This window comes from Mycobacterium sp. DBP42 (assembly GCF_005924235.1).
Lineage (GTDB): Bacteria > Actinomycetota > Actinomycetes > Mycobacteriales > Mycobacteriaceae > Mycobacterium > Mycobacterium syngnathidarum.
Window position 1 is genome coordinate 1 of record NZ_VCMY01000003.1, and the last position, 10,718, is coordinate 10,718.

Annotated in this window: 6 protein-coding genes; 3 read left to right on the plus strand and 3 right to left on the minus strand. The window is 59.7% G+C overall.

What is annotated here, in order from left to right; all coding sequences use genetic code 11:
* The first annotated feature begins 297 nt into the window (after positions 1 to 297).
* Genes E0T84_RS04255 through E0T84_RS04265 form a run of 3 tightly spaced genes read left to right on the plus strand, consistent with a single transcriptional unit; the run spans position 298 to position 4,084 of the window.
* Positions 298 to 1,137 carry a vWA domain-containing protein gene (locus E0T84_RS04255; protein ID WP_138743873.1) on the plus strand — a complete coding sequence of 280 codons (840 nt, stop codon included), beginning with the start codon at positions 298 to 300 and terminating at the stop codon, positions 1,135 to 1,137.
* A gap of 7 nt (positions 1,138 to 1,144) precedes the next feature.
* Positions 1,145 to 1,942, plus strand: coding sequence for a hypothetical protein (locus E0T84_RS04260; protein WP_138743874.1), 798 nt, complete (start codon positions 1,145 to 1,147; stop codon positions 1,940 to 1,942).
* 6 nt (positions 1,943 to 1,948) lie between these two features.
* Positions 1,949 to 4,084: a phosphotransferase gene (locus E0T84_RS04265; RefSeq protein WP_138743875.1), complete on the plus strand. Its 2,136-nt coding sequence runs from the start codon at positions 1,949 to 1,951 to the stop codon at positions 4,082 to 4,084.
* A 90-nt stretch (positions 4,085 to 4,174) separates the two neighbouring features.
* Here E0T84_RS04265 and E0T84_RS04270 read toward each other — a convergent pair whose 3' ends face one another.
* From E0T84_RS04270 to E0T84_RS04280, 3 genes are all read right to left on the minus strand, one after another.
* The gene (locus tag E0T84_RS04270) at positions 4,175 to 5,962 is read right to left on the minus strand and encodes a DUF262 domain-containing protein (protein WP_138743876.1); all 1,788 of its coding nucleotides are present in this window, start codon (positions 5,960 to 5,962) and stop codon (positions 4,175 to 4,177) included.
* Positions 5,963 to 6,228: 266 nt separating this feature from the next.
* Positions 6,229 to 8,916, minus strand: coding sequence for a hypothetical protein (locus E0T84_RS04275; RefSeq protein ID WP_138743877.1), 2,688 nt, complete (start codon positions 8,914 to 8,916; stop codon positions 6,229 to 6,231).
* Entirely contained in the window at positions 8,913 to 10,370 is a 1,458-nt protein-coding gene (locus E0T84_RS04280; protein ID WP_138743878.1) for a hypothetical protein, read from the minus strand. The genes E0T84_RS04275 and E0T84_RS04280 overlap by 4 nt, the downstream gene beginning before the upstream one ends.
* Between the last annotated feature and the right edge of the window lie 348 nt (positions 10,371 to 10,718).

Sequence of the window (10,718 nt, forward strand, 5' to 3'; positions counted from 1 at the left end):
CCCCGGGAAAGCCCGCACCACCTGGCGAAACAGGACAATCCACCCACGCCTACACCCGAAAACTACTCCCCAGCAACACAACTCGACATCAGACCAAGCCCACGCCCATTTCCACGCAAAATCCGGGCTAAATCCACGGATGAACGTCGGAGCGTGTTCTCGACCGGAGTGAACTGTGATTGCGTTCGCTCACCGCGAGTATCGGGTGACGGGAATTTGTGTCAACCGAGGTGATAGTGGGCGAGAATCTGGTGCATCATTTTCGATATCACCGAAGCGAAGGGTAAGGAAGATCGCGTGTCATATACCGCTGAGATCAGCAGAGCCACTCCGACGTGTTTTGTCTTCGTCGTCGACCAGTCCGCCAGTATGGATGATGCGATCGGCGGAGAGGTGCGGCAGAAGAAGTCCGAGGTAGTCGCCGATGCGATCAACCGTTTGCTGCAGGAGCTAACACTCCGCTGCGCCAAAGAGGAGGGCGTACGGGACTACTTCCACGTTGCGGTGTTGGGGTACGGCGGAAATCTGGTCAACTCGGCGTTTGGGGGTCCGCTCAGCGGACGTGACCTGGTTCCGATCAGCGAGGTCGCCGAGAGTCCGGCGGAGATTGAGGACCGTACGAAGAAGGTGCCCGATGGCGCGGGCGGGCTTGTTGAGCAACAGGTCAAGTTCCCGATCTGGCTCTATCCGCGGGCTGGGGGAGGCACACCCATGGTTCAGGCTCTGACGCGTGCAGAAGCCCTTGTTTCGAGCTGGGTAGACCAGCACCCCGCAGGTTTCCCCCCGGTCGTGTTGCACCTAACCGACGGGGAAAGCAACGACGGTGACCCGACGGAGATCGCTACGAAGCTTCGATCACAACTCACCACCGACGGGAATGTGCTCCTGTTCAACCTCCATGTGAGCGATCAGGGCGGCACTTCAATTTCGTTCCCGGCGTCGGATGCATCCCTCCCGGATCAGTTCTCCCGTTTGCTCTTTGCTATGTCGAGCTTGTTGCCGTCTCAGATGAGATCGTTGGCAAGCAACCAAGGGCATCGCGTTGAGGAGGGCTCGAAAGGGTTCGTTTACAACGCGGACGTGGCAGGCATCGTGCAATTCCTCGAAATCGGAACTCGCGCCAGCGATCTTCGCTGAGTCATCCATGCATGGGCAGATCGACACGTTCTGGCTGCCGAAAGCCGGCGCGTCAGACGCGGAATATGAAGACGCTGCAGCAAACAGTGTCAGCGACCAACTCATCGAGGTGGTGCTATCGCCAGAGGTCGACGACGTGAAGGTGGCAGTCTCGGACGGGGCCACCGAGAGCCTGTTGTCGGGAAGCTGGGCAAGGGCGTTGTCGCAACGTGTCGCACAGGAGCAGATTCCCCACCGCCGATGGTCCGATGCAATCAACGCGGCGATCCAGGAGTGGCCAGCACATCTAGTCGACTATCGCGAGGAACGGCTCCGCCGAAATAAGCCGATCGCGTGGTACGAGGAGCCAGGGCTCGAGCGTGGTGCCGAAGCCACCCTCGTGGCTCTAAGGCTTCGCAACCCGCGCGCCGACGAACCTGGTCGTTGGTGGTCGATGGGTGTCGGTGACGCAACGCTCTTTCATGTGCGCGGGGAGGTCTGCAAGCGGGCATTTCCTCTAGAACGCTCCAGCGCCTTCAATACGTCACCGCACCTGATACGTAGCCTCGATCGCGAGAGCACCTTCAAGCGGCGGCTACGCAAGACGAGCGGTGACTGGCAACCCGAAGATCTGTTCTTTCTCTGTACCGATGCTTTGGCTGCGTGGTTCCTGGAGCGCAAGGAACAATCGGAGAGCCCGTGGCGGATCTGGAGAGACTTTGGTAGCAGCGACTGCCAACCGTTCGAAAGTTGGGTAGCCGATGAGCGCTTGAGCGGCCGTCTGAAGAATGACGACGTCACACTGGTCCGCGTGCACTGTTTCTGACCGACGATGACGACCTTCCCTACGAACGGCGACTACGTTCAGGCATTGCAGAACACTGGCATGTGCTTCCGCGACCAGGAACTGAAAACCGGTCGAGTCGAACTGACTTCGTTGGGACTGCCCAAGGCCATCTCCGGCAACTTCGCGTCAGTTTTCTCAATCACCGGTTCGTCCGGGAAGCGCTACGCCGTGAAGTGCTTCACCCGCGAAGTCGGTGGCCAAAATAAGCGGTATGAAGCCATCCACGACGTGCTGGCCAAACTGGCGCGGCCATGGCAGGTCGGCTTCGACTACATAACGCAGGGTGTATTGGTCGACGGACACTGGCACCCAATCCTCCGTATGGAGTGGGTCGAAAACTCTAAGACCCTCATCCCATGGCTGGAACAGAACCTCGGTCAACCTGACCGAATCCTGCGCGTTGCAGAACAGTTCGCCGCCTGCATCGACGATCTACAAAACGCTGGCATCGCCCACGGAGACCTGCAACACGGAAACCTCCTTGTCGACACAAACGACAGGCTGCGCCTAATCGACTACGACGGCATGTTCGTGCCATCGATCAGGGATCTCGGTTCTAACGAACTGGGGCTTGCTAACTACCAGCATCCCCTCCGCTCGAACACTGACTTCGCAGCACATTTGGACCGATTCAGCGCATGGCTCATTTACGGTTCGCTGCTCTCGCTCGCGGCACATCCCGGGCTGTGGTGGACATTCCGCCAAGACGGGGACGAGAAGCTCTTATTCGGCAAAGAAGACTTTGCAGCACCGCTCGCCGCTATTAAGCGAATCGGCTTGCTGGGGTCCCCTCACAGTGAGGTGGCCGACTTACTGACGGAGTCACTCACGTCGTCGAGCTCGCTCGCCGGTGTCCCGGAATTCGATCCGGCACGGATTCCACTCCCAACGGGCGCTCAAGCATCACCACAAATGGGTGCTTCTACTAATCCTTCGTCGGCCTGGTGGCGGGATGCGGGCACTCTCATTGCCGGCGCGACACCCGCGTCCGAGCAGTCGGTCCAGACAGCTCGGCTGGGCACCGGTTGGTTGCGGAGTCACGAGGCGCCACTTCCGCCGGTTGAAGTAGTGGGCCCAAGCACGGCTGCGAAGGTTGTGGGCGCGGTGATGACGGCGGTCGCGATCCTCGGTGCGGTCGCTGTAGGTGCCGTACTGAACGTACTGCTCGGGAGCTTGTTCCTTCTGTTGTGGGTGTCCGCGATGATGTTCGGAACCTGGATGCTGTGGCGTAGATCCGATACCGTTGTCGGTCGCACTGCAGCGCGTCGGCAGGTGAGACAGACGGGCCGCGAAGTGGCCCAGCAGGAGAAGCGGGTGGTGAAAGCGAGAGCCGCTCGTGCTGGGTTGGATGGCGACGAACGACGCGCCATTCAAGCATTGGAGGATCAACGATCGAAACTACCGAAATCCTCAACCGCCGAATATGAGCGCCAATCCAAGGATCTACGCAAGCAGCTGACGACGCTCCAGACCGCGTTCAACCGGTTGGACAATGCCAAGGCAACGGAAGCGCAAAAGCAACTAAAGGCGTTGCGCGAGCAGCATATCCAAACCTACATGGCATCGCGCCGTATCGAACCGGGCGTTATCCACGGCATTGGACCGGCACTGGTCGCGGCACTGGGCGTCCACGGTCTACACACAGCGGCAGATATTGCCGCGGTTAACGGCACCCAGTTCCGTAGAACGGGGTCGAGCAGTTGGTTCACCATCTATGGGATCGGTCCGTCCAAGTCCATAGGTATTCGCCTATGGCGCGAGCGGGTACTCGCGGCCGCCGAAAGCAGCGCACCTCAGACGCTGCCTAGACAACAGATGCAAGCTCTCGACCGCAAGTTTGCGGACCAGAAGCGACAACAGCAGGTAGCCATCGATTCCATAGCCCCGCAGCTGCGCCAGATCCAAGCGTCCGTCGATACCAAGTTCAAAGCGCTGGACCAGGAAATCACGCTGAAAGTGGATGCGGTCCGCCTCGACTATCGGCGCCGCCGGTCCGACGGCGATGCCACCGTTGCTGAGGCTGCAATGCGGTTACAAAGCCTCGAAGATGCACTCCTCGACGCGCAGCGGGATCTCGCCAGATATCAGAAGGTGTCGCTCACCGCGTACCTGACGTCCTAGGCATGCGGTGGTACCCGTGTCGATGTCCAAGTTTCGCTCGATCAAACTGGCGGCGCTGTGGTGGCCAGGTCACGCCGAGAGCAAACCAGGTCACAGAGGAAACAGCTTCAAGGCTTGCTTGGCCAGCTTCTCGGTTCGAGCGTCGATCTCGGCGGCGGTCCACTGGGGCGCCTGAACCACGTCGTCATTGAGTGGCAGCCGGTTTTTGAACCCGACGTAGTTTCCTCGGCCATCCTTCCGAATCTTCTTGGCATGGAACGATCGATTACTCAGCGTGCTGTTGTAGCCAGTTATCGTGAGATTGCCGAGCCTGTGGACGTGCTGCTGTTGGATGGCTGACGCCTCTGCGGTGCCCCCGAGCATGCTCAGCCACTCCTTCGGAAGATTGGGTCCTTGGGGCAGGATGTGCTCGATCGTCCACTTGAAATGCTTTCCCTCCCGCTCCCACAGATCGTTGGTGGTCTCTTTGGTCATGGTTGCCTTCGCGAGGGAAACGAGGATGTACCGGGTCACGTCGGCGTTCTCGTTATAGAGCGGGCCCACGAGCTTGGCGTAGAAGGCTTTGTCATCAGAGGCTTCCTTCCGGAGCCGTGTCTCGATCACCTCGACAATCTGGCGTCCGGTTACCTTGGACACCGTGTCGATGATCGACATGAAAAGCCGCTGAAGGGTGTTCGTGGCAGGATCACCCGTGAGATTTCTGCGGACAAAGAAGCTCGTCAACGTTTCGGTGACGGATCTGAGCATCGGCTCAGTTAGCTCTAGGGACTCCTGGTAGGCCATGAGATAGAGCAGCAGCGCTTCGGAGGGCGCTCCTTGCACACGGCCGAGGTCGGCGAGCGCGTCGTCGAATGAATTCCTAGGCTCGTCGGAGTCCAGATTTCCCACAATGCGTTTGTAGATGCCGCCGCAAATCAGGAGATCTTCCAGCCGAGTTTCGAGATCGCTTGTGATGAGCTTCTCGTAGATTCGGATCAGTTTCGACCGCGTGGCGATCGGCGCATTCTGGACTGCCGGGAGCTCAGATTTGAACGCGTTGTAGTAGTGCCTAAAGAATCTTTCCTGGGTCTTGTAATCGTCCCCGAGGTCACGAAGTAGTTCGTTCCATTGCTCGAACACTTCTTCGGCGGTGAGGCCGCTGTTCCGCTTCTTGTCCGCCGCGGCGAGCAGGGAGTTCTTGATGATATCGATCGGCGTGAGTGGAATCCCGCGGTTGTTCAGCGACTCGAACAGCGTGAAGGCATCCGCGGTACTCTCGACTTCCAGCTTTACGAGTATGGCCCGTTTAACGCGTTTCAGCAGTTCGAGCACGGGCGTGACTGACGATTTTGGTCCAGCAAGCTGATCGAGTCGATCGGTAAAGTGGTTGTAGGACTTCATGATCCGGCGGTTTCCCAGAAACTTGACTGACGGGGCCTTCACGTCGAGTCCACTGGCCTTCAGGACGTTGAGATAGTCGTCATTGTTTGAGTTCTGGCTCTGAGGGCGGACCCGCAGTCGAATGGGATCCTTCAGAACAAGCTGCCGCCCCAACGAATCAAGATCAAACCGGCCGTCGGCGTCGAGCTGGCCGCTGTGGTCAGTTAGGAATCTGTAGATCGATGCCATGAGTATTGACAGTGTAGTCAATCGCTGTTGGCCATCAACGAGCTCGAGGACGTTCTCTTCGTTGGCGTTTGACGTTCTGTTTATGCAGATGATGGTGCCGAGAAAATGGCCAGATCCCGAGCCGTCATCCTCCAGGAGGTCATCGCAGAGTTCGTCCCATTCCTGCTTCGTCCACGCGTATTCCCGCTGATACTTGGGAATCTCGTAGACGACCGTGTCTTGTGGACTGAGTAGTTGGAAGACCGGTGCGTTGGCTACAGACTTGATCACTTCAGCTCCCCACCTGTTGTATTTCTGGCAGCGCTTCGGGATTGCTAGCGTGAGACCGGCGATTTATAGCGGTCGCCCTAACCTCAACAGGCTCGCATCAATGATGGTCGATGACTGGCTGCGGATTGCGTGCGGTGCAGGGGACATCGCGGCTGCATGCCGATCGCACCAGCGGCCGAAGAGTCGAGGCGCGAGACGCTCGAACGTCGAAAGCTGAAGAGACGATGGTTCATCCATGTTTGTTCCTCTCGTTGTTTGGGAGCTCGTCAGAACGTCGATTCCGGGGTTGTATGTCCCGAGCCCGACTCGAGTACCGTCCGTGCGGGTTTCAGAAACAGCCGCACTTGTTCTGATTCGACCCCGATCTGACCGCAGAGCTCAGTCACGGACTGGGGTGGGTTTGCAAGCGAATATGCTTCACCGCCAAGGGAACCCTCGCTTAGTCGCGAGGCGGGCGTGCTCAGTGAGGACCGAAGCTTGCCTACACGCCAGCAGTTGTTCTCCGCGACTGCGAGGATTGAGTTGTGACGGAGTAGAACACACTTCCCACGCTTGGTCTCTACGAAGACACCGCACGTCTTCTCATGCTCACCGATCACCGTTGCGATCTTGGCGGCCACCGCACGCGGAGTGGCTTGCGCTGCTGAAACGATCCACAGTCCATCGCCGAACTTGACGTCCCAGCCCTTTTCAGCTGCCGCGTCTTCAACAGCGGTCCGAACTGCGGCGTTGGAGTCGTTGACGTAGTCCTGGGCCAGCTCAATCACGGACTCCACGCCTGCGAGTCCGGCAACCCGGCTGTAGCCCTCGGCCGGTTGATAAAGGTACTGCTCGCTGAGCCCGATCTCAGCCATCGCTGCGTGCAGACTGGCGGCCTCCCAAGCCTTTCTGAAAATCAGGTCTTGCTCACGACCGCCGTGTAGCGATGCACCTTGGGCAAGTAGCGCGAGTCCAACAGCAGCGAGTGAACCAAGGAAGTCGAGCGCACGATCTGGTACCTCTTCGTCCGCGGTGGGCGGGAGCGCGATGATCGCATCAGCCACCGGTGCTCGCCACCCGTCGTCGTCTGGGCCCCAGACGCCCGCTGCGAGGAGATCCAGGATAAGTCGGAGAACAAGCATCCTAAGCTCGAGGCTCGGCTGCGGTGTCGCTCGCGACCTCGCGGAAAGTTTGATCGCGAAATGTCGCATTTTATGGCGCATCGCGGGCGGCACGACTGGCGGCAGGCGTTCGCCCGACTCCTCCTCGTCATCGGCGATCGGATCGACAGATTCGGGATCCTCGCCCTCCGCAATGTCTTCTGAAGCTCCAGCGAGATCAACATCCCACTGTTGCAGCTGAGCCGGAGTGGGCGTTCTCGCTGCCGCAGAGAACGGGAACAACGACGCGGTGAAGGTCGGGCCGATGGTCGCTTCTGTTCCTTGGAGCCACAGAGTCCATCTGTCGGTGCTGGACGCACGCGCAGGTTGCTGACGAGTGGGGCGCGAGGCGGCCGACTGGCTGCGCTGGCTAGCATTCTCGGCGAGCAGTCGAAGGAGGTCGGCTTCGAAGCGTCGCTGCAACTTCTCGTCGCTAAAGAAATCCCCGAACTGATGCTTCAGGCGAGGCGCGGACGAATTCACCTGTCGTGGAAGGCATCGCGCTGTATCGGTAAGAAAGACAGCAGGAGTCGTGTACGGCGTCTTCGGGTCATCGACTACCGCGCGCACCGCAGCGCCCATTTGCTCTGGCGCTTGGAACCGCTCCGCTACAACGCCGCTCAGGCTTGCGCCGTCGGGTCGGATGACATGGCATTGCTGCCATGTACCCGGACCACCATTGGGCGACGTCTCGATCACAATGGGTACCGACGATTCCACGATCAACTCAACTGTGATGCCCTGTAGTTCTCGGCGTGCACCGAGCAGTGTCACCGGTGGGCTCAGCCTGGGCTCCGCTGCTGCGGACAGAGTCGAGCGCTGTCGAATGGTCTCCACGGCTACATCGGTGCCTTCAGGTAGCAGCGTCTGATCGACTGGAAAGACCACTGCTAGCTCGCAATTGCCGCCTTCTTCCGTGCTGGAAAGCAGCGCTGCATAGCTCAGGTTCGGGCTTCCGATCAGCGCGGTCGACTTGCCGTCGACCGTCCATTCCACCAACTTCCCATGACTCACGCGTCCGTCGGAATCGGGAAGATCGCGAAACGCTGCTGAGGGAACGTGCGCGGTCGCGGCGACGAGGCTAACTCCGTCGTAGCTGCCCAATCTTGGTTGTATGCCGACGATCAGACTCTTCGGTTTGAACCGTCCCACAAGCTCGCGGACTGCGGCTGACGCATAGTCGAAGAATGGTGCACTCAACGCTAGTGAGTTCACCTCGACTGCTGGCAACTGGTCGATGATCGGTTTCTTGAGATTGCCTAGGATGCGTAGTGCGGGTACTGAGTCGTCCGTGACCTCGGGTATAACCATGTCTGCGATCTCAATAACCGTGGACGCGATCCAAGTTGGCATTTTGACGTGAGAGTGAAGGCGTCGAAGCCAGTCTGCGAGTTCCAACAGAGCGGCGGGTCCGGTCGTCCGACTCGACTTCAGGACTAGCCAGAGTTCGTCGTTATGGCCCCAGCCGGATGTTGTCGGATTGCCGGAGCCGATTGCGACCCAGACGTCTTCTTCCCCGACCAGGACCGCGAGCTTCGGGTGGAATGCTCCCTGGCACCCAACATTCGCATGCTGGTAGGACGTTCCCGCGAGGCGCACATCCGCAGGGTCGTGCACCGACTGGTGGGCATCGGCGAGCACGGTGATACGTGCGCCTAACCCGCGAGCTAGTGAGACACAACGCTTCTCGAAGAAGGCAAGGTCCAGCGTGTAACCGGTGATTAGTACTTCGAGCAGACTTGCGCCGTCGGCTCGTAGTTGCCACTGTCGGATCAACGCCAACGGCGATTGAAAGTCAAAACGCACGTGGGTCATTCGGGTAGTCCTAGGAGTGCACAGCCGATCGCCGTTGGCATTGGAGCGCCGTCTGTCTCGATGAACATGCCAAGTTGGGTACAGATCTGGCCCAATTGGTACGCACGTACACCGATGTTGCCGGCTCCTTCGCGACTCTCGGCGAACCAACGGCCTTCTCGCTCATGGAGCTTCGTCGGCAGGATCATTTGGCCGTTGTTCTCCACACGCATTTTTCGCAGTGAGACTCGATGTGATTGGGCAAGCATGTCGTCGACCAGTGCGCACGCCAAGTCGCCGAGAGAACGCGACTCGTACTCGGTGTGCTGTCCACGCACCCAGTGAGGGTCGAGATAGACGCGACGTCTCGCTGAACCGCCCAGATACGAGGCAAGCACCTCGCCGTCTAAGTGGTCGAGGCGAAGCCCGCCAAGCAGCAGAATTCCGATTGATGCTTCCACTCCGGTGTACTGTTGGCCGACTGTTTCCTCGGCCGCAGCGGGATGGCCGTTCGCTTGGACGGGTGGCAGTCCGTCGACGAAAGAGTCGACCGTGCCATTCCCGACCTGGCCCCGGATCCACTCGTGAAGTTGATCGCGACTGACCGGGTCGGCAGTACGAATCACCTCGTCGACAAGTGCAGACCACAACGCGCGCCATGCTCCGACGGAATGGTGCCGAAGGAGCATCCCGCGCCATGTCTGAGCCTGTCGTCGTTCCGACACGAACACCGGGTCGCTATCGATATGACCGCCGTACGCCACGCCGTCAGCCAGGGTGAAACGCCAGCCCTTGGAGTTCGAGCAGACTTGGGCCGACCTTCCGAGTATCCGCAGCGTTGATCGGCGCATCCGGTCGGCGGGCAACCAATTATCAGCACTGTGAACACCGCTGTCGGTCGCACACAGTAACTCCCGGAGCGGTTCGACGTCCGGCGACATCTCGCCCATGACTGTTAGGTCAAAGAAGGCCGCGACGTCGGAGGCGCGGGGAGCACGAGCTGCCGCCATCGATAGCAGACCCTCGTACATCTGCTTGATCGAGTCGGGGCATGACCTTGAGCCTCGTCGAATGGCGTGGCCGTCCGCCGCAGCGATCTTCAGGGTGAGAGCTGAGCCCCGATATTGGGACCAATAGCCCCACGATCGAGGGGAGTACGTGCCGGGCCCGACGTCAGCGAGGTGCTGATCTTGCCCCTTCTGGAGCAGTCGATTGACTGTGTCTGCGCCATGCATTTTTTGAGTGCCAGTCAGCTCATCGCCCTCTGGCTGCAAGGCCGACGCCCAGGCCAAGGCCACCTCAGCATTTCGGACGAGTGTTCGGCTCGCGGCGGCATCCAAGTCATGGGTTGCGGCAACGTCGGCGAGAGCCCAGTAAAAGGAGAAGTACCGAGCGATGGTTGTCAGGGTCGTAACACCCGGGACCAGCAAGCCGACCTGGTTCAGAACTGGTTGCTCGACGGCGAGGGGGTACACACCACTCCGAGTGGTCAAGCCCGGGGCGCACCAGGCCGGCCCTTCCACTGTTGCGACGTCCATGCGAATCCCCCGGCTAGCTAGTTCCCTCAGAATGTTCGCACCACGGTGTGCCAAACGTACGGAATTCCAGTACTCGCTGGCCTCTGGCTGAGCGAACATTTGGCCCGCAGGAACGTCACTGCCCCGGAATTCGGCCGCGACACGGCATGTTGGGGATACGGCTCTACACCTGGCGCTTGCGTTACGCAATACTGTTGGGGGCCCATTTGGAGGTGACGAGCCATGCGCACTGGCGTCGGTACCGCAATAGTCACCTCCAGCAACGCCGTTCCGCGTCTCATCAAC

Excerpts from the sequence above, each read along its gene's own strand:
- E0T84_RS04260 (WP_138743874.1), top strand. The coding sequence starts at position 1,145 with ATGCATGGGCAGATCGACACGTTCTGGCTGCCGAAAGCCGGCGCGTCA.
- E0T84_RS04265 (WP_138743875.1), top strand. The coding sequence starts at position 1,949 with ATGACGACCTTCCCTACGAACGGCGACTACGTTCAGGCATTGCAGAAC.
- E0T84_RS04275 (WP_138743877.1), bottom strand. The coding sequence starts at position 8,916 with ATGACCCACGTGCGTTTTGACTTTCAATCGCCGTTGGCGTTGATCCGA.